The organism is Paenibacillus sp. FSL F4-0125 (assembly GCF_038008565.1).
In the GTDB taxonomy this organism is placed as follows: Bacteria; Bacillota; Bacilli; order Paenibacillales; family Paenibacillaceae; genus Paenibacillus_AQ.
Genome location: NZ_JBBOZJ010000001.1, coordinates 4,761,319 through 4,784,591 on the forward strand (window position 1 = coordinate 4,761,319; position 23,273 = coordinate 4,784,591).

The following is a 23,273-nucleotide window of genomic DNA, read 5'->3' on the forward strand; positions in this document are numbered from 1 at the left end:
CTTTCAGCATTTTTCGCAAAATGCTTCCTACCTTAAATTGTAGGAAATGAGGGTTGTACTGAACATGTCTATATCTACCGAAGTCATGGGTGTTTTTACTTCTTCAATTCGCTGGGGCTAATCCCATAATATTTTTTGAAAATTTTACTAAAATGCTCGGGTGATTCATAACCTACACGTTCCGCAATTTCGTATCTGCGAAGATCGGTATTCAAAATCATTTCCCGACTTTCTTCCATCCGGAGCTTGATTACATATTCCCACAGGTTATAACCTGTATTTTTCTTAAATAGGTAACTCAAATAATTGGGACTAACATGATTCTTCTTAGCCACATCGTGAATCGTCAGTCCTTTTTGCGCATAGTTTTCGTCAATATATTCTTTAGCTTTTTGTACGATCAGATTGCTATGGGTATGAAGCTCTTCTACAGATGGATCACTCGTGTAACTGTTCCAGTTGAAATCCCCATAATAGAACACATAATGGTCACTGTGCTCATTGTTCCAGAGAATTGCATTGGAAGCCTGACGGTTCAATACAGCCATAAACGAAAGCCCCTTTAGAATCTGGCTGATGCCAATGACCACGTTCAGATGTAAGTATTTATGGATATTAAAATGAAGACTGCGTCCAAGAATATCTAGCCTATTGATTTGGCTGGCAGATGAATCCTCATAGCTTTTTTCATCCCATTGAATAATGATTGTAATCTCACCATCCGGTGCATAAAAAGCTATCGAGTTCCATTCCTGATCCATTAGTTCTTTGGCAATGTTCAGCGCAGCATAACAAAGAAGCCGTCTGTCCCGCAAAGTGTACTGCTTCTCTTGGTTCATTCCGGACAGTGGTACCTTAAGTTTTAAGACGGAAAAATACGGCCCTTGCAGCTTCAGGTTATCCAGCTTCAGCAGGTTATCTGCCTCAGCAAGTACAACTCCAGGGTCGATGAGCAATTCATTCAAAAGCTTGCTGAATTCTGGAAGCGGCTCTTCCAGTCGAAAGCTTTCGTTAATCCCTGACATGAAAACATCTAGTTCTGGTGAGGGCTTACCCATCTTAAGGAGCACATTTCTGACCGAATCCAAAAACTGCTCACTATTCAAAGGCTTGATTAAATAATCCTTAGCACCGAGCCTAACGGCCATTTGAGCATATTGAAACGTCTCGTGTGCAGAAATCACGATAGTCTGAACCCATGGTTTGGCAAGTTTTGCATGCTGCATCAGATCAATTCCACTCATCGCACCCATCTGAATATCCGTAACGAGCAGATCAATTTCCTCCATGCGAATACAGTCCAACGCCTCAAAGCCGCTATTAGCTGTATAAATATTAGAAATATCCAGCCCGGATGAAGCTAATAAATTGCTCAGTCCTTTGCAAATCAATGGTTCGTCATCTACTACCAATATATTGAACATATCTGTATGCTCCCCTTCCTTAGTCCTGATTCTCCGATTTCGGAAGCTTGACTGTTACTAGCGTTCCGCCTTCTGTACGAGGGGTATAGCTGATGCCATAATCAGAGCCAAAATGTAAATGAATACGCTGGTTAATATTACGGATACCATAACCGCTGGTAGGATTCGGACTGTCATCATTCAATACAGCTTCAATGGCTTCATAATCAACAGACTTATATCCGTTATCTTCAATAGAGATCCTAACAGTTTCGTCCTCACAAACTGCAGTGATGGTTATCTCACCATCCTCGCCCATATTTTTGACCCCATGAATAATAGCATTTTCTATTAAAGGCTGCAGCGTAATTTTAGGAATTAGGTTGCTTTTCGTATCCGGGTGAATATCCATCACCACTCGAAATACGTAATCATAGCGGTGCTGCTGCAGCTTGATATAAGCCGTTGCATGCTCCAGCTCTTCTTCAAGGGTAATCAGCTCCCTTCCACGACTAAGACTGATCTTCATAAGTTTAGACAATTCCTTGATCATCTCGGCGGATTCGACATTCCCTTCTAATGAGCTTTTCCAATAAATGCTCTCTAGGGTGTTATAAAGTAAATGGGGGTTGATCTGTTGATAAAGCAGTTGAAGCTGTGATTCCTTCTGTTTAAGCTCCATCTGGTATTTATATGTGATTAATCCGTTAAGCCTGCGGGCCATGTCATAGGTAGAAGCAATCAGCACACTGACCTCATCATTACTCCCCCTCCGCGGCGTTTCTGGAACACGATTACCTGGCTCGTATTTTCGCACGAAAAAAGCCAGCTTTTGCAAAGGAGTCATTAATGAACGCCAGAAGTACGTTATCATAATCAGTCCAAATACTGCATAAGCCACGGTGATATATTGAATAACACTTTTCATTTCGTTCTGTTGCTGCAATAGCGCCTTCACTGGAACTTTGTAGACCAGCTTTTGACCAAGCGCATGGTTATTGTTAACCACATAGATAAAATCGGAGGTAATCACATCTACTGTACCTTCCAAATCCTCAGCAACCACCGTCTCCGGCAACGCAATTACTTCTCCAGTATTATTCGTAGTGGAAGCAAGAACACGGTTATTCAAGTCTGTTAAGTAAATTTCGCCGTCAGGCAAAGAGATTGATTTGAGGGATTCTCCAATTTTAGAGTCCATTTTGGTGATGACCAAAACGCCAATCGTCTCCGCTTTTCTGGAAATGTTGTTTACAGCTCTCATGTAAGTTAGTGTTTTTAAATTCTCCGCTTGCGCACTTAGCCTCTCCGTGAACTTCAGCGAGCCGCGTCCCTTTTTCTGAACAACCTCTTCAAACCAGTATGGCTCTTCGGCTTTGGAAAAGAAATAAACGCCCGCCTTCTTAACCTGTGGGAAATTGGGGGCGAAAAAGTAATAATCATTCGGATCGTATATATAAAGGGAGTAATAAATACCATCCCCCCGTTCAGCACCCTGGGAGTAACTGACCAACAACTTCTCTATCGTCTCATACCGTTTGACTCTCTCCAGTATGGTATCCGAGCCAGTCATATTAATTTGCTGAATCAGAGGATTCTGTATCACGGTGGTAGTGATTTTATTTACTGTGTCGATATCCCGATTAATAATCGTAAAGTTCTGCTTGTTCAATTCCACATAAGCATTCGTAACATGGCGCTTCAGTATTTGCTCCGCCTTCATATTCCCATATATGTTCAAAAAGAAGATCGGAGAAATCATAATCAGAAATAGCAAGATGAGCTGCTGCTTGACATTCAGCTTTCGAATCAATCTAATCAGCCTAGATAACACTATAGTCACACCTCCGGGTTAAATAACTATATCAAAGGGATAAACGCTTACATATGTTCATTTTAAAGTTTTTTATGGTCATTTGTATGTAGTTTTTTCTGTTGTCCGTATTTGAACGAGTGGGAATCATGGTGTCATTACGAGGAACTTTGGACTTACGGCCGCTGTTGTCTCCAGATTTTCTGATTTATACCACCACTGGCGGATAAAATCCGGAGACAAAGGCGGACGCTTTCGCTCCTCCAGTTCCAAAATTCCTCTCCATGACCTTCTTCCCTCTCAAAAAAACCGAAAACAGAAAAAGTGAGGGCGCGCAGGGGCTTTGGGACCCGATACTCCCTCTGAGCTTCTACCGAAATTCTGAGCTTCTTGAGTCTTATGAGTATAATAGCTTTCTAAGCTGCATCATCATGTTCAGCCATCGGATGCACGTTGGTTTTTTCGAGCAGCTGATCTTGTCAGCTGAATTCAGAGCGTGCGCGCAGGAATTCAGAATAAAGAAGAAAAAAAAGACCGACCCCACAGTAGCGTCAACTACTTTGGAGTCGGTCCCCTGTTCAATTATCCTTAGTCTGTCAACAACTCATACAATCCTTTTACAACCATATCGGCTTCCTTCAACACTTCCGGCTTACCTATGCCCACTACCTTCATCCCTGCTGCCTTACCAGCTTGAACGCCCGCTTCCGCATCCTCAAACACGACACATTCGTCTGGCTGTAAGCCTAGCTCCTGACCAGCGATCAAGAACACCTCCGGGTCCGGCTTGGCAAGTGACACTTTGTTACCGTCAACTACGGCATCGAACAGATCCGTAATGTTCAGCTTATTCAAAATAAACTCTGCATTCTTACTAGCTGAACCTAACGCAATTCCAATCCCGCGCGTTCTCAGTCCAGTTAAGTATTCTTTGACCCCATGAAGCAGTTCCGACTCCTCAAGCTTAGAGATGTACTCTACATATAGGCGATTCTTCTTCTCCGCCATCGCAAGCTTCTCCGCTTCTTCAAATTGTAGGCCGCCAACCTCCAGAAGAATATCGAGCGATCTCATCCGGCTCACACCCTTAAGACGTTCGTTATCCTCCTCTGTAAATGTAAAGCCTAGCTCCTCAGCAAGACTCGCCCAAGCCAAATAATGATATTTGGCTGTGTCTACGATTACGCCATCCAGATCAAAGATGGCGCCTTTCATATTTTGCAACATGGATTTACTTCCTCTCCGTTGTTAGTTAATGTCTATACTGTTGTTTCGGCCAAGGTTAGCCGCAAGCTCTCACCTGCATCACAGGACTTTCCTTCTCGCCCTTGTACCGAGAACACCAGAGTCCCGCTGTAGTCGGCTGCTGTGGTAACTGTAACTTCATCCTTGCTGATCCGCAGTTTAAAGGTATCTCCCCGAAGCGTAACCGGAAGCTCAACAGACTGCCAATGTTTAGGTAGTGAGGGTTTGATATGGACAGTTTCCCCATCGTAATCCAGCCCTGCAAAACCAAGAACCGCAGCCATCCAAGCACCACCATTCGCGGCTGGGTGAGTACCCCCAATATAGAGATCCCCTACATACTGCTTAGATTCTCCCGTAAGATCTACAGTAGCCGTGCGCATGAAATATGGATATCCCCAGTCCGGCGAACCAATATCAGCAGCTACCAAGGCATAAATACAAGGACTAAGACTTGACCCATGCTCGGTGCGCGGTTCGTAGAATTCCCAGTTCGCTTGTTTCACTTCCTTGGTGAAAGAATGCTTAAACAAATTCAGCATTAATACGACGTCTGCTTGCTTCAATATTGTTGTGGTTGTGGCTAACCCATTGCCGCCACCCAAATACTCATTTTTGTTAAGAACACGCGATTTCAATGCTGGTAGCGCAACATCCTCCAAAGTGAAGTAACGGTCGAATTGTTCGATGACATGGCTGGCAGGGTCTGGCTGTGGAACATAAAAGCTATCCAGCATAGCTTTGAACTCTGTCAGAAACGGACCTTCACTAAACTCTGTAGACAGTTGGCTGTATACTTCCGGATACTTATCTTGCAGCAATTCTGCTGTACGCAAGGCAATCTCCAGTGTCTCCTTAACCAGAGCATTCGTAAAAGCATTATTGTTCACACGCTCATGATATTCGTCTGGACCTGTTACATCTAGAATCTCAAAGCGTTCTTTTACTGAATTATAGTAAGCATAAGAGTAGAAGAACCGGGCACATTCCCAGATCACTTCCGCCCCTCCGCTAGTCAGCAGACTCTCGTCACCTGTAAATTGAATGTATTTCCAGATCCCGTGTACAACATCCCCACTGATATGAACCTGCTTATCGCGGAAATAAGTGCGCATTGGTCGACCGGTAAACACGTCATTCACATTAAACAAAGTACAAGCATCGTCTCCTGTATCCTGACTTTCCCAAGCATAGAATGCTCCCAAAAAACCATATTCCGCGGCCTTCCGGCGAGCTCCGTCCAAGGTATGAATCCGGTACATCATCAGGTTGCGAGCAACCTTTGGATCCGTATGCAGGAAGAACGGCAGCATAAACATCTCTGTATCCCAGAATACGGCTCCTTTATAAACCTGACCCGATAAACCACGAGCCGGGATAGAAACCTTTTCCGAAACCGTAGGTGCAATAATTAACAGCTGATAAATACTGTATCTTAGAGCAAACTGGGCATCCTCATCGCCTTCGATAATAACATCGCTAAGTGACCATCTTTCTTCCCATTGCTGGCGATGAGCCTGTAATAACTTGTCATAACCGAGCGTTTCAGCAGCTTGGACAGACTTTACTGCTTCTGACTCCGGTGCACTAACATCAAGTCCAGTATATAGCGCAACGTACTTAAACCATTCATAGGTCTCACCCGCACGCGCTTCAAAAGAAATCCGGCGAATACTAGCGCCCTCATCCAGTTGCTGATCTCCAAAATTAAATACGGCTCTCTCCGCTACAACTACCGGAATATTCAATTCTCCACTAGTGGAGGAATAGACGAGTACCTCGCCCTGTGACTGTACCTTTTGACCAAAGAGGTGGGGACCATTGATATCCCATACATCTACGTCAATCCCGGTCTCAATCACAATTTGGCAATCTTGTGTACTATGGATAGAGTATTTACTAACGAGCAGATGAAGATTGTCCTGGCTTACAAAACGATCTGCTGTGAACGTCAACGATCCTCCGTCAGATATATCATACTCAGTATTCCGATGATGAATCGCACTGCGGATATTCAGCTCCTGCATATGAGAGCTCGGTTCAAGCTCTAGCACACTTAAAGGCTGACCGTTACAGACAACCTTGGTCCATAATCCGTTCGGAGCATTGACAGGTTCTCGCCATTTATTTCCCGCTTTGTCATATAGACCGGCTAAAGTTACGGCAACTAACTCAGTTTTACTGAATTCCTCCAGTGTACCGCGATATCCCATATAGCCATTGCCTAACATATATTTGTTCCCGTTCGTCGTCACCAGCTGCTTGTCGAAATAACTATCCCTAACCGCCCAGCTCATCGGGCCAACATCCCTTCACCTAGCGGAAGCGTCTTCCCGGAAGCATCCACCGTAATGGACTGGCCGTACACGAAAATATCTGTGCTACCCCCATGAATTGCTGTGAACGTTACTGAAGTTTTGTTTACCAAAATACGTAGTAATACCCCTTCGTACATCACTTGGAAACTATACTCGTTCCAGCGTTCAGGTAATGAAGGTTGGAAGGACAAACGCTCTCCATCTGAACGCATACCGCCAAAGCCATATACAATATTCATCCAAGCGGCTGCAATCGAAGTCGTGTGAAGCCCTTCACGTGTATTACGGTTGTAATTGTCTAAATCCAGTCTTGTCGCAAATTCAAAGAACGAATAGGCTTCTTCCGGCTTACCGATTTCGCTTGCCAGTATGGAATGGATCGAAGGTGAAAGTGAAGATTCATGAATACATCTAGACTCGTAATATTCATAGTTGGCCAGCTTCGCTTCTTTAGAGAATTGTCCATTATATAAGAACATAAACATAAGGACATCCGGTTGCTTAATCATGTCATAACGGTACAGACGATCATATGACCAGTTCGAATAGAGCGGAAACTCCGTTACAGGGATGGAATGAATATCAATATGCGGCATATCGAAGAATCCATCATGTTCTTCAAATACTCCTGTTACTTCGTCAACCGGAATTTTCATATGGTCTGCTTTATTTTTCCAATCGCTAAGCTCTTCGTCACGAAGCCCCGTCTTTTCTACAACCGTCGCAAAAGCCGTTGGTGCCTGTTCTTTCATCTCCCGCAGGGTATCCAGGGTGTATTCAAATGATTTTTGGGCCATCAGATTAATATAGCAGTTATTATTCACCATCAATTGGAACTCATCAGGACCCATTACGCCAAAATATCCATATTTCCCGCTTTGTTGACCCCATTGACCGCGTGTAGCGTAGAATCTACTAATCTGAACCAGCATCTCAGCGCCTTTACTGTGCAGGAATTCTTTATCGCCAGTATTTTTGACATAATGCCAGATACCATAGGAAATAGCAGTCCCTACATGAAGCTGAAGATTCGAATGCTGCCAAAGATCACAGCTCTCTGTTCCGTCTATAGTAGCAATAGGGTAACATGCTCCCTCGCAATCAACATCTTTAGCACGTTGCATAGCCTGAGGTAACGTCTTATATCTAAAGTCCAGCAAGCTCCGGGCGGCCTTAGGATTATTGAACATATAGAAAGGCAAGCAATACGACTCTGTATCCCAGAAAGCCAACCCACGATATACTTCTCCCGTGAGCCCTTTAGCGCCGATGTTGAAGCCAGGATGATCACCATGATAAGTCTGATAAAGCTGGAAAATGCAAAAACGAATGCCCTGCTGATTCTCAGGATCGCCCTCGATCCGAATATCACTTGTCTCCCAGATTCCATTCCAATATGCCGTCTGATCCGCGAATATTTGAGTATCGCTCAGTTGGCTTGCACTTTCAGCAAGAGCTATCCCTTTGCTCCACAGCTCTTCAGCTGTATGTGCAGATTCACTATCTGAATAGTTGATAACCAGCTTTGTAAAATGAGTCGATTCTCCTTGAGCAAGCTCCAAAGTAAAGCTTTGCCCTATAAATTTTTCATGTTCAGTTCGGGTAAGCTGAAGCGGCTGCGAAGATTGTAAAGTAAAGCTGGAGAATAGCTTGTTAGCTGTGTTCACTGTTCTCGCCATAATAGCAGTGGTAGCTCCTTGTTCTCCGCTGCGGAGACTACTCCACATACATTCGCCGCGTTCCTCATGAATAATGCTGAAATCAAGACCCGCACAAATGTCTACGCTGCCCGAGAAATTAAGGGGCTCAAATTCCACCCGCTGTAGCCCCAGATGAGACATCGTCATGCTGACTAAGCGTGTAAAGACAACTTTTAAGCTTTTGCCATCATTTAGGTGCCAGATCAGCTCCCGCCGGTAGGTTCCACTACGAAGATCAAGTTTACGTACATAATCCGATATTTTACTTTTTGCCAGATCCAGCTGTTCACCATTCATAGTGATCCGCGTATACAGCCAGTCCACCGCATTCACCATGTATCTCAGCGAGCGAATGATTCCTTTATAATGATTGCCAATGTCCAATTGTTCATTTAACCCGTTGAAATAACTGCCTTGCAGGGAATCCCCAGAGTAACCTTCCTCAGCATACCCCCGCACACCCATATACTCATTTCCTAGTGAAAAAATAGATTCCGAGGTCCGATTTCGTTCTGGATCAAAGCCCTCTTCAATAATTGCCCAAGGATCTACCTTAAGATATTTGTCAGCCACTTTAGCCATGTATGATTTCCCCTTCTCCTGGTTTTTGCTCCATTCTCAGGATATCGTTCCATACCCGTTGCGCCAATGTCTGACCTTAATGAAGATGTGTGCGTTTATACGGAGTTGAAATCGAACGGATTTCTATATCATGAATTTTTGCAGTATAATATGTAGAATCTAATAAGAACCCCAAAAAAACAGCGACAGACCCATTATTTGAGAATAATGGATTGCCACTGCTGATATATAAAGAACATATACTTCTTACTCCTTTTTAGTTAAAAATCATATTACATCTAGCACTTTTGAAGTGAAAATAATCACAATGTTGAAAATTCGACACTTTTAAATGGTTTTTCTTACCCAAATTGAAGATTAAAGAGGTATAATTAATTTAAAATTTACTGAAAAACTGAGGGAATAAAGGGGATGTCGATTATGCTAAAAGAACATTACAATGTCATCGAAGCCCACGGAAATACAAACTGTTTCTCCGAACAGAATTTCAACAGACTTCTTGTTACTATGAAAGAGCGCGTTGTTCCAGAGGGTTCACATCTTTTCTGGGAAGGCGACTACTCGGATAAATTGTTTTATATCAAACGTGGACGTGTGAAATTAACTAAATCAACGGATGAAGGTAAAGAACTTATTCTTTATATGTACCAAGCTGGCGATATGGTAGGTCAAGCGGACCCATTCTTCAGCACCAAGCACAGCTTTACTGCAGAAGTGATTGAAGAGAGTGAAGTTGGCGTTATCGAGCAAAAGGATCTAGAAATTCTCATTTGCCAACATTGTGATTTTGCTATCGACTTTATGAAATGGATGGGCATTCATCACCGCCTAACTCAAACGAAATTCCGTGATCTGATGATGTATGGCAAACCAGGCGCACTTTGCTCTACTCTCATTCGACTTGGTAATACTTATGGTGAGAAGAGCAGCGATGGTGAGAACATCCTCATCAACAAAAAAATTACGCATACAGATCTGTCCAACATGATCGGCGCCACTCGTGAGAGTGTAAACCGGATGCTGAGTGACTTGCGTAAAAAGGATGCGGTTGAGTACGAAAACGGCATGATTGTCATCAAGGATCTTGGTATGCTGCAGGAAATTTGCCACTGCGAAATGTGTCCAAACGAGATCTGCCGAATTTAATTCCATTATCATATACCCTCTATTCACCTCAATGAAACTTATATGACCCAATTATTCTGCACATTATAAAATAGAGTGGTCCAAGGCGCCTAACATAGGCGTCTTTTTTTATACCACAAGATGAAAAAGAGCTGCACCCGAAATCGGGTCAGCCCTATAACCATAAATATTCTCTTAACGTTTGGTCTGAGTACTTCGCACGGGAGAGATCATCCAATAGGCCATACCAACGAATACGCCGCCGCCAATTATATTTCCTAGTGTAACGGGTATCATATTGTGTATCCATCCGGCAATCGTAACGGTGTCTGGGTGATTCGGGAGCAACACAGCAACGCTCAGTAGGGTCATATTAGCCACGCTGTGTTCATAACCACTCGCAATAAAGGCGAACAAGCACCACCAAATCAGAATCAGTTTGGCTGTTTCACTTTTAGCACGTGAAGCCATCCATAGCGCTAGACAGACCAGCCAGTTACAGAGAATCCCACGGAAAAACAGCTCCGAAAACGGAAGGCTCATTTTCTTAGCTGCAGCTGCGAAGATCAGATGCTCTGGGGGCGCAGCATTGAATAGTCCAGTTCCTCGAATTAATAGTGCTAAAATCACTGCCCCTGCCACATTCCCTACAAACACAAGCACCCAGTTCTTGATGGTATCCCAAATACTTGTTCTGCCAGCTAGTGTACTAACCGTAAAGAACATATTATTTCCGGTAAACAGCTCTGAGCCTGCAAACACAACAAGAGTCAAGGCAATACCGAAGGATGCACCCATAATGAGAGGTTGGAAAGGTGATTTGGCAGCCGCTAGAGGCGCTCCCAGCGAGAAAATAAGAATAATCCCAATGCCTACATATGCCCCGGCCAAGAGGGCTGCGAGAAAATATCTTGGTAAACTTTCATTCATTTGGTCTCGCTTGCTGACTGCCGCCTCGACAATGTTCTCCACACTTTGTGTAAACATAATACTCCACCCCACCGTTTTCTATTTAATCCTTTACTACAACCTTCGGTGTCTACAAGCTCACTGTCACAATGTCTCCACTAAGGGAGACAGGATAAGTCACAACACTACCTTGATCCGGTGCTTGTACTTCACCCGTGCGGAGATCTATTTTCCAATCATACAGTGGATCATAAAGAAAGTGGCCCGAAACGATCCCTTCAGCAAGCGGACCCCCTTTGGGATGAGGGCTCCGATTCTCCAGCGCATAGATCGCTCCGTCAGAGGTACGAAATACAGCCAGCTCCACATTTTCAGCCACAACTACCCGGCCGATCTGTAACAGGAAATCCTTTACATTTCCTATCGTATATGTCTGTGTTGCCATTTTCATTGTTTTTCTCCCTTCTGTTTGTGTAATCTATCCGTTAAAGTCTTGTTTCTTCAAAAAGTGCAGCACGTGTGCTGTTATCATTCAGTATTTTTTTCCAAGGATCTGTGACCTGAGTTAAGGCAAAATCAATCCGCGCTGCAAGCTCTTTACGATTCTCTTCATTATTGAGAATGACCAATTGAATTTGTTCTAGCCCCATACGCTCAACCCACTCGGAGGTTCTCTCCAGATAATTTCCGGTTTCACGGTAGTATTGCATCACAGCCGAGCACACTTCAATTAACTCCTCATCGGTCTTCACCTTGCAGAAGGCGTCCGCTATTCGCGGTTTAATACCGCCGTTGCCACCGATAAACACTTCCCAGCCGCCATCATTACCGACGATACCGATATCCTTCGTGCAGGATTCTGCACAGTTACGAGGACAACCGTTAACAGCCATTTTAAACTTCGCCGGAAAATCAAGACGCTCATACTTACGCTCCATAAGAGCGCCCATTCCCATCGAATCTTGTGTGCCAAAACGGCAGAACTGCGAGCCCACACAAGTCTTAACCGTTCGAAGAGATTTGGCATAACCGTAACCTGAAGGCATATCCAGCTCTTCCCAAACCTTAGGTAAATCCTCTTTTTTCACACCGATCAGATCCAGGCGTTGCCCGCCAGTCACCTTCACAACTTTCACATCATATTTAAGCGAGACATCGGCGATCTTCTTCAGATCCTCTGGTGTTGTTACCCCGCCGTACATGCGTGGTATTACAGTGTAGGTTCCATCCTTTTGAATATTGGCACCCATTCTTTCATTTACAAATCGGGATTCTTTCTCATCTTGATGAGTATCAGGGTTGATCATCCCTAGATAATAGTTAATCGCCGGACGACACTTGGAGCAGCCTTCCTCTTGTTTCCAACCGAGTACATTCATGACCTCTTTTGTTGTTTTAAGACCTTTAGCTGTGATTTCAGCAACAATCTCATCACGGCTAAGCGTTGTACAGCCACAAATACCTTGCTTGGCAGCTTGCTGGAAACTGTCACCCAAGACAAATTGCAGGATTTGTTCTACTACGGGTTTGCAACCCCCACAAGAGCGAGTAGCGCCAGTGCAAGCTTTAATCTCATCCACAGTAGTAAAACCATGTTCGGTGACGGCATCTACGATCGCTTTTTTAGTTACACCGTTACAACCGCAGACAATTTCTTCGTCCGCCATCATCTCTACGGAAGCACCCTTCTTAGCTCCCCCACCGCAGCATCCCGTTCCCATGACCTCTGTATAAATTTCATCGGTCATTACCGCGCCTTGTTTTACTAACTTTTGCAGATTCGCGGACTCCGTCACATCACCGAACAAGACCGCACCGACAATTACATTATTTTTGAGCAAAATTTTCTTATAGGTTCTCTTCCATTCATCTTTGCTTGAGATCACCGTGTGTTCAGGAGAATCCAAAAACTCACCTGCAGAAAATACATCCACCCCAGATATTTTAAGCTTCGTGGAAACAATGGAACCTTCATAAGGCTTCGTTTCACTACCACATAAATGTTTAGCTAGAACCATGCCTTGCTCAAATAGCGGGGCCACCAGTCCGTAACACACTCCACGATGCTCGGCACATTCGCCGATGGAATATACGTTCTGCATGGAGGTTTGCAGATAATCATCCACTACGATCCCACGATTTACGGAGATTCCGCTTTCTTTTGCCAACGTTACATTCGGTTTAATTCCGACGGCCATTACCACAAAATCTGCAGCAAGCGTACTGTCATCACTGAACCGCAATCCACTTACTCTCTGTTCCCCGGTCAATTCTACCGTTTGTTTGCCCATAGCAAATTTCACACCTTGACGCTCTAGCTCAGCTTGCAGCATCGAGGAGGCATTCCGATCAAGCTGGCGCTCCATCAGGTCTTCCATTAAATGAACTACAGTAACGTCCATACCTAGGTTCACAAGACCTTTTGCTGCTTCCAGCCCAAGCAATCCCCCGCCGATTACAGCCGCTTTACTATATTGTTTGGCCGCTGCCAGCATCGCATCACAGTCGGAAATATCTCGAAACCCAACCACGCCCTCTTTATCACTGCCAGGCACAGGTAAAATAAAAGAATTCGAGCCTGTCGCAATAATTACTTTGTCGTATGGCACTGACAACCCGTTATCTGCAACAACTTGTTTGGACTCTTCATCAATTCGTGTCACTGTAGTACCCGTGTGCAGGGTAATATTATTGTCTTCATACCAATTCCAGTCGTTTAGGATGATATCATTAAGGGTTTTGCTACCTTCAAGAACATAAGACAACATGATCCGATTGTAATTGGGATGAGGTTCACTTCCAAAGACCGTGATGTCATAAGCTCCACCCAGCTTCAAAATCTGCTCTATCGTACCTATGCCCGCCATACCGTTGCCTACTAACACTAAATTTTCTCTCTTCGCTGTCATGGTTAGGTGCCTCCTCAAGCTTATGAGTACATGCTCAATTTCTCTTCTACATATTGGAATTATACGGTTCAAATTCAAGTCGTCATTGTGATTGCGGTCACTTTAATTGTGAATGTTTTCACACTTTAGTTCGCTAATGATTGTTAGTATTTTCAAACATAAAAAGCCAGACCAACGATTCTGAAGAACCGTTAATCTGGCTTTGATGTACTATTTTTAGCGTAAAGTTAATAGAATCTCTAAGACATCATGAGGCATAAGCTTCATATCCATCCCATTATCGAGCAGTAGCTTTCCGTTCACCTTCAGCTTCCAGACTTCATTACTTAGCGGGGTATAATCATTAACAGAAAGCACGCTTCTACTACCATCATCCATCTGCACCATACCGCAGCTCTTTAGCAATTCTCTTACAGTTAAATCCTCTTTAAATAACATAATATATGAATGCTGCAAATCTACTTCTACACTTCCGCCGTTCAAAGTCAGCATTACAGTTTGAAGTGGTTCTTGATGGTCCTTAGATTTCGCTGTGAAGACTAGCTGTGAATCATATCCTACAACATTATTCCAATCCGCTTTCCCAATGATTTGACCGTCCATCTGAAGCTCCCAAACCATTCCCGACTCTAGTGAAAAATCCTTTACCGAAAGAATACTTGAGTTATCCTCAGCAAATGTGGCAATATTACTACCTTTCAGTAACTCCATTATTGATATTCCATTTCTGTAGCTCCCACTGAGTGACCTGTCCGATGGTTTGGTAAGCAGTTCTTGATCACCAATCTTAATCGATATCATCGGCCCCTCAGATCCTGCTGCACCATTATTATCATTACTATTAGCATCAGTCTGAGTGGAGCATCCATTTATTATGAATACGATGATTAAGCCTAGCATCAACTTCCACAAATTTCGCGTGGGCATCCTGGCACCGCCTTATCCCGCCTAATGACCCTATAGCGTCTCAGGCTTGTAAAGTTATGTATACTATCTATTTAAGAATAACTTAAACAAGCCTTGTTCTCAAATAAGTAAAAATTCTAGATTCCCTAGAATAGAGTTCTTCTCGAAAATCATATAAACATAGAATTCCTCTATATAGATTATTTTTCTACGCAATACATAATTTTTACATCCCTAGAACAAAAACCGCACACTTGCAGGCTTCCCTTCTTTTGCTCATTCGGCGACATTTCGTTCTCCGCGTTTAAGCATCCTTCCACAACTGGCCAACCTGCCTTCAATTAATCTTAACCATTTTTTTCAGGATCATTTCATCTACCTTTTTCAACGGAGGTATCCTCATTGCTTTGCATTGTATAATTTTCCAATAAAAAAAAGCCCCCTAAGGAGCTCTATTCGTCTTCACTGGTATCTAGGGAACAATATATTATTCTCCAGATGTACATGTTCAAAAGTCATACTCTCCAGCTCTTCCAGCCGAGCATATGTCAATCGATAGGTCGTACAAGCATGCGCCGGTGGAGTGAAATCATCTGTACCACTACGTATTTTTCTCAAAATATCGCCCGCACCATCATGCTCATTCTCCAGCTCAGACAATGACTCGCGGAGTGCTGTCAAGCCTTCTTCAGTAGGATTAGCATCGTATGTCAACAGCTTAGGAAACTCATCATCTTCTTCTTTAGCCGTATGCGTAAGCAGTTCTTCCTTTAGTGTGTTGAACAAGTCATATAACTCAGCCAGATGAGGAGAATCGCCACCATGCACTCGATACACCTTAGTTACATTTTGGCTAATGAGGGGTAGCTCTTCACGGAGATAACGGTGATGTTTGTTTATGATATGGTCAATTAACTCTTCAGAAGGTGCAGTATTCCAAGCGATTTCCTCTCCGGGTACTGGATACTCTTCGAACAGCTTGTTAAGATCACTGATGATTAGCTCTTGATCCAGACCACGTTCAGCCGCTGCTTCAGCAAGAGGTTTAGCTCCACCGCAACAGAAATCAATCCGTTTTGCCTTGAAATAATCTGCCGCTTTAGGGAACTGCAATACAATATCTCTAACTAGTGCATCTGGGGTAAACCCAGCTTGTACCGATTGTGCTTGCTTCGAATCCGAAATGCTATCATTAAGTTGTTTAGTTTCCATTATAGCTCCTCCTTGGGTTATGGGATTAGGTTTTGAATAAATCTTATCCACTTCTTCACCTTAACCCTGAAAGGAACTTTGACTTGTGATTGTACGCACGGAAATTGTATCTTATTTTTGAACGAAATTGGAGATTAATGCAATGCAAAATAAACGCAAAAAAAGCACCTTTACCTACAAAGGTGCTTTATCAACTCTCTTTATTGCACATAAGCCTGCATATACGTCCGCTGTCCCTTTGAATCCTTCAAATAAGGTCCCAATCCGGCAAAACGCGAGTGATCCATATAGACACCGGTCATCCATCTGCCTTCCGTCAAGCCGCCATTCCACTTAAGGACAAGATCAGGCGCGGAAATCCATTCCTGAAAGACTCGTATATTCTGATCTTTGTATTCTTTACATGGCTTAGACCGCTCAATAAGGTGAAACTCATTAAGATACGTTGGAACGAAATAAGAGGATATCGTATGCAAATCATCATCGTCAAAAAAGGGCTCATCGCCTAAAAAGGGCTTGAATAATACGGTGTTCTCGTACATGGACCAAATTACTGCTTGCAGCACCATGCTCTGGCGAATGCCGTTATGAAACTTATATTGTCGCTCATGATTCACCGCATTTTCCTCTTCGAGAGGTTCCGTCGACTCCAGACAGTGCCGTTCACAGCCAATACATTTCCAGCCGGTCGGACTCTGAATCCATTTTTGAAAAATAGTTCCGCTATCATTGTTCCCTTTGTAGAGTGAAGAGATAATGCTGTAAGGCACGCCAATCCACGCATCCCATAAGGAATCAGGAAGATGGCTATGCAGCATGAACAACGTCTTGTCATAGATGAGCTGTACTTTAATAGAAGCATTCTCTAGCTCAGCAACATCCTTTTTTCCATACGTTATTTCCCGGGAAAACAGGGTCGTCTTCGTCTTCATCTCCCTCGCCTCCTAATAGTTTTGCTATGCCTGTACTCCAGCTGAGCAGTTTTGAGCAAAAACCAATACGCGAGCGCTTCCATTCAAGGATCATACAATGTTTTTCTATTATATTACAATTATTTTTAAACTGTGCAAGTTTTTTTCAAGCATAAAGGATTGGAACAAAACTGTCACTGTCTAATATTTAGAAATTGAAAAGCCCTTTTTCCACCATTTCGGAAAAAGGGCCACAACATTACTGTGAATTTTAGTCTACCCAGCTCTCAGCCCAAGACTGAATTTGCTGCATAACAGGCTGCAATGCACGGCCTTTATCTGTTAATTCATACTCAATACGTACGGGTGTCTCTGGGTATACATGCCTAACCAGGATACCCTCACCTTCCAAATCCTTCATCCGCTCGGACAGCATCTTATCGCTCATTGAAGGAATGAGGCCGGAGATATCTTTAAACCGCTTCGGTCCACTCATCAATGTCTGAATAATAAGTCCATTCCAACGTTTGCCTAAGAAAGAGAAGGCTGTTTCAAATCTGGGACACATCGCAAATTGATGTTCTTCCATTGTTCTCACCTCTCACTAGCGAAACTTACTATTAGTTAGTATATATAATATTAACACATTTTAACCTTGATGAACATCGTTTACCAAAAAAAGTTCATCTGACTCTATTATTATATCCCCAATGTCAATCCCCCACAGGTCCGTTAGATCCCCGTTGGGCAATCGCTTCGGTTACGATTTGTGCCAAGTCGTCATTTCCAAATAACGAAAGCACACCCAGGACTGTATCATCAGAAATGTCCCCTGCTTCCTCCGCAGAAACCGTGAGGGAAAGCGCATGACGCAAAGCTTCATTCCCTTCTTGCTGCGGATAGGCCTGCAAATAAAGCGCATGCGGATCGAGGCCTTGATTGACGCACCACTGAGCAAAGACAAGGATCATCATCTCTTCTTCGCGCTTATAGCTTTCGATGATCTGTTCCTCCACTAATTTACGGTTATCCTCCATATATTCTTCTCCTTTCTCGAAGACCTCATTCAGCAAGCTGTGCCGCCAGCATATGACTAGGCAGTACCGCTGAAGCAGCAATGCTGCATTGCTCCGGTGTATTTATATTGCTAAGAAAATCGTTCACCACTCCACTAAAACCTCTTCTATCCAGCACAGTATCCCAGCTTCCAAAGCTTTGAATTTGCGGCTTGGCATCCTTTTTATAAAGAACAGCCTTGTCCAGATCCACCACTTCCACTGATCTGCCATATCCATGTAGCTCAAGCTTCTCCACATCCACGCCAGCTTCACGAACCATACTGTACATTCCTACTGCGCCATGTTTCCAGCTGAGCATTCCAGATGCCTGTAGAAGACGACCTGCTTCATTAGAGTTAAGATGATTTCGAAGCCGTTCATAATGATCTCCACACAACCACAACAGCAAATCAAGCATATGGATCAAATCATCATGCACTGTTTCGCGGCTGGTGCCCGTCTGTAGCTTCGTTCGATGTTTAATCGCACTACAATGGCTAATCCCACCGACTTCCTCAAGCCATTGCTTAGCGGTAACATACATAGGGGCGAAACGGCGATTAAAGCCCACTCCTAGCAAAAGCCCTTTATCTTGTGCTAATTCCGCCATCCTCCTGGATTCTTCAAAATCATAGGACAGTGGCTTATCTACATATACCGAAATCCCATGTTCGAGACATTTTGTTACTATATCATAATGTGTAGTCGTTGGGCTATGTACAAATACTGCATCCAGATCCCAAGAAAACAGCTCATCCAAATTCGTCGTACCTTTAGGAAAACGGTAGGTTTGAACGGCCTGCTCCACCGTTGTCGGTGAATGACTAAGAATACCGACTACCTCCGCATGTACATGCTGAGAGAGCAGTGGTAAATATACTTTGCGGGCGATATTACCGATTCCTATTATGGCGACTCTTTTACGTTCAGATGCAATCACTGATCTTCCCCCTCTCAATACTTCAATAACTCGTTCATTCTCTCTTTGTTCTCTACAAATGCTATTATACCTGCTTCTGATTCTCTGACAATTGATCTTTACTTCAATATTTACTTCTTTTCCCTTATGATGAGATGAATGAGAGGAAGAAGGGGCATATTATCTATGAAGAAATGGTTCTCGATTATTCTTTATGTTTCGGCCACAATCCTTGCGTTTATCTACAGATATGACATCCTAAGCTGGATGAAAGAGGATCATAATCTTTTCAGTTCCATAGGGATTGCAACTTTACTGGCTTTGCTTCCAGTTGTACCTTACAAGGCTGTCATCGGGTTCTTCGGTTATGCTTACGGGAGTTTAGCGGGTGCTATAATCTGCTGGCTGGCTACAAATCTTGCTGCGGCAATCCTTTTTGGCGTTGTAAAATACTTATTTCAAAGCCAGGCAAGAGCTTACTTAGCCTCCATACCCGCGCTTGAAAAGTTCACAGCCGGCATAGAACGACGGCCTTTCGCTTCCATTGTCCTTGCTCGTCTCGTGCCGATCATTCCCCAAACAGCGGTCAACATCTACGCCGGAGCCGCTGGTCTGCCTTTTTGGAGCTATATTGCAGCTTCTGGCATAGGAAAAATACCCGGGATTGCCTTATACGCCTTTCTCGGAGATCATCTGCTGCAGCATCCCGGAAGTGCAATTACAGCCATCATTGTGTATGCCGCAGTACTGATTATTGCTGGACTGAGCTTGCGTCCCCGCTCTCAAGAAGCGAAGAATCATCGTTAGTGAAGAACTATTTGCTCGCAAACTGGCAGGCAGTTAGTATTTGCTTTATAATTAAATTGTGATCTATTTAATTGCATTATGTGAATGGAGGGATATCAATGAGTGAACATCAGACTAACCATATAAATACCAAGACAGAAAAAGCAACCTTTGCCGGCGGGTGCTTCTGGTGCATGGTCTCGCCGTTCGAAGAATTGCCAGGTATCATTAGTGTCGTCTCTGGCTATACCGGCGGTCATACTCTAAACCCGACCTATGAAGAGGTTTGTTCGGAAACGACAGGACATGTTGAAGCTGTACAAATTACGTTCAGCCCAGCTATTTTCCCTTATAGCAAGTTACTTGAGCTGTTCTGGCAGCAAATTGACCCTACCGACGCAGGTGGACAATTCCATGATCGCGGGACTTCTTACGGAACAGCGATCTTTACCCATTCGGAGGAACAAAAACAACAAGCAGAAGCTTCCAAGGCAGCTCTGCAAGCAAGCGGTCGATTCTCTAGTCCGATTGTAACTCCGATTCTCCCGGCAACCACCTTCTATCCTGCCGAAGAATATCATCAGGGCTACCATCGTAAGAATCCAGGCCACTACAAACGTTACCGTAAAGGTTCCGGCCGAGAAGATTTTATCGAAACTCACTGGACACATAAAGAGGACAAACAAAGCTTGAAAGAGCGTCTAACGCCACTCCAATATGAAGTCACTCAGAATAGTGCAACAGAATCCCCTTTTCGGAATGATTTCTGGGATCACCATGGAGATGGTATTTATGTAGACATCGTATCTGGTGAGCCGTTATTCAGCTCGCAGGATAAATACGATTCCGGTTGCGGCTGGCCAAGCTTTACCCGTCCGATCCGGGACTACGCTGTGAAGGAAAAGACAGACCTCAGTCATTTGATGGTTCGCACAGAAGTACGCAGCAAAGTAGCAGACTCTCACCTAGGTCATGTCTTCGACGATGGTCCCGGGGAAAACGGGCTACGCTACTGTATAAATTCAGCAGCATTGCGATTTGTACCTAAAGAGGATCTAGAGAAAGAAGGCTATGGAGAGTATCGCGTGCTCTTCCAGCCTGCATAATTTTCAATCTTCTGCACATAAGAAAAAATATCGTCCTTTTATTAGAAAAGCCCTCAATCCATGAAATTCCTTGGATTGAGGGCTCTTTAATTTCATAGCGCCTACTCTTTCTCTGAGTCCTTATTAGCCTTCAGATCATCTTCTGAAGCTGCCTCCTTGATCTCTTTTGCCGCAGGAATGATTTGCTCTCTGTTCAGCTCCTTATTTCGTTGACGCATCTTCTCGGTCTGCTGCTCCCGACGCTCGCGGATATTTTTGCGAGAAACTAGAACGACAGCTAGGATAATGCCTACTCCAATTAGTATCGGTAACGCTCCAGCTAGGATAACGACAATCCACTGAAACATAACAGATAGTGCATTCAAGCTTCCTTTTAGAGCATCTGAAGCACGTTCCAGTAACGGTCCTTGCTCTTCCTTCTCTTTGACAGCAATGCTTTCATCCGTCTGATACACTCTCAGTTCTACTGTAGAGAAGGATACATTCTGATTAATATATCGCATTCTACCTTTAATCTGCTCAATGGTTTCCTGAATCGAGCCAAGCTCGTTCGCGAAGGCGACCAGATCCGTGGATTTCGTTGCTTTTTTCATAAACTCTGTATATTGTGCTTCCATTAACTGCTTGGCCTTCAAACGCGACTCCAGATCAACATACTCTTCAGAGACATCTTGTCCTTGAATGCTGCGCTGTAGAGATTCGTGTTTTACTTGTTCTAATTTATTCAGAAACGGGGAGAATCCGGAGGCAGGCACCTTAAGGATAAACGTCCCACCTTGCTCGTACTGCGACATATTTTCATTAAACTCAATAATATATCCATTTGCCATGGTTACTAAATTACGTATTTCAGTCTGTGCTTTTCCATAGTCTTCTACTTCCATGTTAAGATTCGCTTTATAGATCAGCTTCTTGTTCAAGCCCGCTACTACATCACTACCAGTAAATCCTGCACTTGCTTGAACTGTATTGTCTGGTGTGGATCCCTTTACAGCCAAGTTCTCGCCGCCACCTGTTTCTGTCTCAGGAGCTGCCGCGGTACTCTGGTCCGCAGATGAGGCCATCGAGCTTTGCGTTTGTACCTCTGCTGCTGCATTGTTACTCGTACTACCATTTTCTTTTGCCGAACTATCTGCCGCTGAATTCCTATCCGCTGAGCCACACCCCGCCAAGACCACCGCAAGAATTAATAAACATAAGTAATGTAGACCCCATTTGCGCATTCTCATTCCTCCAAAAATGTAATAGATACCGCTTGCACGGATCATAATATCGTTCCGGAATGTCTTGTTCTAAGCAGATCTCTTCCGTCACTCTATACTATGACGTTCCAAAACTTGGAAGGTTGCACTTAAAAATGGAATGAAAAACAGTTTCTTTTGAGTTATGCTCTCTAAACAGGAAAAAAAGCCGCATTTCAGCGACTCTTTTAGTTTAAAGCTATTATATTTCGTGCCAAAATCAACCTGGGTTAGAAGCACTTTGTTTAATAACATACACGCCATCTGGTAGCGATCCGCTTAATAATCTCGCCGTGTAAATATCAACATCATAACTATTAGTACTTACAAGAACTGAAGAACCCTGAACATTAACATAATTCTTCTCTGTGATTACACCAAATGAGTTATTCATAATCGGCGTGTATTCCATCCAAGCATAGTTGTACGGATTCACTGATGCAGTTGTCGTGTTACTGCCACCATAAGTATTGAACCATGATGAACCGCCTGTAATACCAGCACTTACAGCTGTTTGTTTTGCGGTTACACCAAAGCTTGTATTCGCAATATAGCCTTGAGATACTGAATAGCTAATGTTTAACAACGAATTTACAGAAGCACTGTTATATACAGGTTGAGAGATTCTTCTAGTCAAGCCACTTCTAGTGACATAGGAGACATAACCATTTTGTTGATAGGAGTAGATCGTTGTTTGGTAAGCATCTCTAGGTGCAATAGCAGAGGCACTTGCATAGGAAGAATCCGTTTTGAGCAGAGGTACACTTGCCAACAGCCCCTCTTTAGCAGCCTCTACAGCTTGTCCTTGCGCAAGAATGTCATTGTACTCTTCTACTGAAATTTCTGACAATCCCATATCTGAGGCTTTATAGACTTTTATGATTTCTGATTCACTATTTTGAGGAGCTTCGTCATTATGTACACCTTCCGCACCTGCATAAAGCGGTAAGCACAATATGAACATAAGGGCAAAAGGAAATAAGAACTTTTTCAATATCTTCATCCTCCAATATTTCAGATTAGGATCGGCCGTTCCCCATTGAAAATATTAACAGAATATTTTTGTAATAATATAGATATTTAGGATTATTTTCTATTTTTAGACATGTAAGCAAAAGATGTCTTTTGTG

Annotated in this window: 20 protein-coding genes; 3 read left to right on the forward strand and 17 right to left on the reverse strand. The window is 43.5% G+C overall.

Annotated elements, in window-relative coordinates; genetic code table 11:
- Window positions 1–95: 95 nt before the first annotated feature.
- The 6 genes from NST74_RS21260 to NST74_RS21285 form a co-directional block, all read right to left on the reverse strand.
- Window positions 96–1,424, reverse strand: a complete 1,329-nt coding sequence (locus NST74_RS21260) for a response regulator (RefSeq protein WP_042129893.1) — start codon at window positions 1,422–1,424, stop codon at window positions 96–98.
- Window positions 1,425–1,443: 19 nt separating this feature from the next.
- Window positions 1,444–3,237: a cache domain-containing sensor histidine kinase gene (locus NST74_RS21265; RefSeq protein WP_445668149.1), complete on the reverse strand. Its 1,794-nt coding sequence runs from the start codon at window positions 3,235–3,237 to the stop codon at window positions 1,444–1,446.
- A gap of 126 nt (window positions 3,238–3,363) precedes the next feature.
- Window positions 3,364–3,489 carry a hypothetical protein gene (locus tag NST74_RS21270; protein ID WP_341114290.1) on the reverse strand — a complete coding sequence of 42 codons (126 nt, stop codon included), beginning with the start codon at window positions 3,487–3,489 and terminating at the stop codon, window positions 3,364–3,366.
- 315 nt (window positions 3,490–3,804) lie between these two features.
- Complete coding sequence (gene pgmB, locus NST74_RS21275; protein ID WP_341114291.1) at window positions 3,805–4,443, reverse strand: beta-phosphoglucomutase; 639 nt, start codon at window positions 4,441–4,443, stop codon at window positions 3,805–3,807.
- Window positions 4,444–4,475: 32 nt separating this feature from the next.
- A complete protein-coding gene (locus NST74_RS21280) occupies window positions 4,476–6,758 on the reverse strand; it encodes a glycosyl hydrolase family 65 protein (protein ID WP_341114292.1) in 2,283 nt (760 codons plus the stop codon).
- A complete protein-coding gene (locus tag NST74_RS21285; RefSeq protein ID WP_341114293.1) occupies window positions 6,755–9,061 on the reverse strand; it encodes a glycoside hydrolase family 65 protein in 2,307 nt (768 codons plus the stop codon). The genes NST74_RS21280 and NST74_RS21285 overlap by 4 nt, the downstream gene beginning before the upstream one ends.
- 420 nt (window positions 9,062–9,481) lie before the next feature.
- On the opposite strand from NST74_RS21285, the gene NST74_RS21290 reads away from it, so the two are divergent.
- Window positions 9,482–10,207 carry a Crp/Fnr family transcriptional regulator gene (locus NST74_RS21290; protein ID WP_042129903.1) on the forward strand — a complete coding sequence of 242 codons (726 nt, stop codon included), beginning with the start codon at window positions 9,482–9,484 and terminating at the stop codon, window positions 10,205–10,207.
- 174 nt (window positions 10,208–10,381) lie between these two features.
- Here the strand turns inward: NST74_RS21290 and NST74_RS21295 are convergent, their stop codons facing one another.
- The 9 genes from NST74_RS21295 to NST74_RS21335 form a co-directional block, all read right to left on the reverse strand.
- Window positions 10,382–11,173, reverse strand: a complete 792-nt coding sequence (locus NST74_RS21295) for a formate/nitrite transporter family protein (protein WP_341114295.1) — start codon at window positions 11,171–11,173, stop codon at window positions 10,382–10,384.
- Window positions 11,174–11,225: 52 nt separating this feature from the next.
- On the reverse strand, window positions 11,226–11,546 hold the full coding sequence (gene nirD, locus NST74_RS21300) for a nitrite reductase small subunit NirD (protein ID WP_419884901.1): 321 nt from the start codon (window positions 11,544–11,546) through the stop codon (window positions 11,226–11,228).
- A 34-nt stretch (window positions 11,547–11,580) separates the two neighbouring features.
- Window positions 11,581–14,004, reverse strand: a complete 2,424-nt coding sequence (gene nirB, locus NST74_RS21305) for a nitrite reductase large subunit NirB (protein WP_341114297.1) — start codon at window positions 14,002–14,004, stop codon at window positions 11,581–11,583.
- Window positions 14,005–14,220: 216 nt separating this feature from the next.
- Window positions 14,221–14,931, reverse strand: a complete 711-nt coding sequence (locus NST74_RS21310) for a hypothetical protein (RefSeq protein ID WP_042129909.1) — start codon at window positions 14,929–14,931, stop codon at window positions 14,221–14,223.
- A 441-nt stretch (window positions 14,932–15,372) separates the two neighbouring features.
- Window positions 15,373–16,122: an iron-sulfur cluster repair di-iron protein gene (gene ric / locus NST74_RS21315; protein WP_341114299.1), complete on the reverse strand. Its 750-nt coding sequence runs from the start codon at window positions 16,120–16,122 to the stop codon at window positions 15,373–15,375.
- A 200-nt stretch (window positions 16,123–16,322) separates the two neighbouring features.
- Complete coding sequence (locus NST74_RS21320; RefSeq protein ID WP_076120655.1) at window positions 16,323–17,054, reverse strand: hypothetical protein; 732 nt, start codon at window positions 17,052–17,054, stop codon at window positions 16,323–16,325.
- A 250-nt stretch (window positions 17,055–17,304) separates the two neighbouring features.
- Window positions 17,305–17,622, reverse strand: a complete 318-nt coding sequence (locus tag NST74_RS21325) for a winged helix-turn-helix transcriptional regulator (RefSeq protein ID WP_042129916.1) — start codon at window positions 17,620–17,622, stop codon at window positions 17,305–17,307.
- Window positions 17,623–17,746: 124 nt separating this feature from the next.
- Window positions 17,747–18,070 carry a hypothetical protein gene (locus NST74_RS21330; protein WP_341114300.1) on the reverse strand — a complete coding sequence of 108 codons (324 nt, stop codon included), beginning with the start codon at window positions 18,068–18,070 and terminating at the stop codon, window positions 17,747–17,749.
- Between the two features lie 25 nt (window positions 18,071–18,095).
- Complete coding sequence (locus NST74_RS21335) at window positions 18,096–19,031, reverse strand: Gfo/Idh/MocA family protein (protein ID WP_341114301.1); 936 nt, start codon at window positions 19,029–19,031, stop codon at window positions 18,096–18,098.
- Between the two features lie 165 nt (window positions 19,032–19,196).
- Between NST74_RS21335 and NST74_RS21340 the strand changes: the two genes are divergently transcribed.
- Complete coding sequence (locus NST74_RS21340; protein WP_341114302.1) at window positions 19,197–19,817, forward strand: TVP38/TMEM64 family protein; 621 nt, start codon at window positions 19,197–19,199, stop codon at window positions 19,815–19,817.
- 98 nt (window positions 19,818–19,915) lie between these two features.
- Window positions 19,916–20,902: a peptide-methionine (R)-S-oxide reductase MsrB gene (msrB, locus tag NST74_RS21345; RefSeq protein ID WP_341114304.1), complete on the forward strand. Its 987-nt coding sequence runs from the start codon at window positions 19,916–19,918 to the stop codon at window positions 20,900–20,902.
- A gap of 101 nt (window positions 20,903–21,003) precedes the next feature.
- Here msrB and NST74_RS21350 read toward each other — a convergent pair whose 3' ends face one another.
- Complete coding sequence (locus NST74_RS21350) at window positions 21,004–22,125, reverse strand: DUF4349 domain-containing protein (protein ID WP_341114306.1); 1,122 nt, start codon at window positions 22,123–22,125, stop codon at window positions 21,004–21,006.
- A 238-nt stretch (window positions 22,126–22,363) separates the two neighbouring features.
- A complete protein-coding gene (locus NST74_RS21355; protein ID WP_341114308.1) occupies window positions 22,364–23,146 on the reverse strand; it encodes a hypothetical protein in 783 nt (260 codons plus the stop codon).
- Between the last annotated feature and the right edge of the window lie 127 nt (window positions 23,147–23,273).